Genomic DNA, 836 nt, shown 5'->3' on the forward strand with positions numbered 1-836 from the left:
CGGGCGCGTGGTGACCGGATGCAATGTGGAGAACGCTGCCTACGGGGTGGCGCTGTGTGCAGAGTGCGGACTGGTCTCCGAACTGGTCAACAGCGGGGGAGGGCGCCTGGTCGCCTTCGCCTGCGTGAACGCCCACGGGGACGCGATCTCGCCGTGCGGGCGCTGCCGCCAGCTGCTCATGGAACACGGGGGGCCGGATCTGCAGCTGGCCATGCCCGGTGGCACGATGACGATGCAGGAGGTCCTGCCCGGCGCATTCGGGACTGGCGACCTCGACCAGGTCAGGGACGACATCCAGGAGGACATGTGAGCACCGAACCCTTCGACGCGGTTGACGTGATCGCCGCCAAGCGCGACGGCCACCGGCTGGAGGACGCCCAGATCGACTGGGTGATCGACGCCTACACCCGAGGCGTCGTCGCGGATGAGCAGATGTCGGCGCTGGCCATGGCCGTCTTCCTCAACGGCATGGATCGTGCCGAGATCAAGCGCTGGACCGATGCGATGATCGCCTCGGGGGAGCGGATGGACTTCTCCTCCCTGCCCCGGCCCACTGCGGACAAGCACTCCACGGGCGGGGTGGGGGACAAGATCACCCTGCCGCTGGCTCCCCTGGTTGCCGTGTTCGACGTGGCCGTGCCCCAGCTGTCGGGGCGGGGCCTGGGGCACACGGGCGGCACCCTGGACAAGATGGAGTCCATCCCCGGGTGGGAGGCCACCATGTCCAATGAGCGGATCATGCAGATCCTGGGGACGGGCGCTGGCGCCGTCATCTGCGCGGCAGGTTCTGGTCTGGCTCCCGCCGACCGCAAGCTCTACGCCCTGCGCGACACCAC

Annotated in this window: 2 protein-coding genes; both read left to right on the forward strand. The window is 68.9% G+C overall.

What is annotated here, in order from left to right; translation table 11 throughout:
- On the forward strand, positions 1–310 hold a 310-nt coding region (locus FK530_RS24360; protein WP_146489423.1), incomplete at its 5' end, for a cytidine deaminase.
- On the forward strand, positions 307–836 hold a 530-nt coding region (locus tag FK530_RS24365), incomplete at its 3' end, for a thymidine phosphorylase (RefSeq protein WP_146489424.1). The genes FK530_RS24360 and FK530_RS24365, both read left to right, overlap by 4 nt.

It is taken from the genome of Tsukamurella conjunctivitidis, from assembly GCF_007858475.1.
GTDB lineage: Bacteria > Actinomycetota > Actinomycetes > Mycobacteriales > Mycobacteriaceae > Tsukamurella > Tsukamurella conjunctivitidis.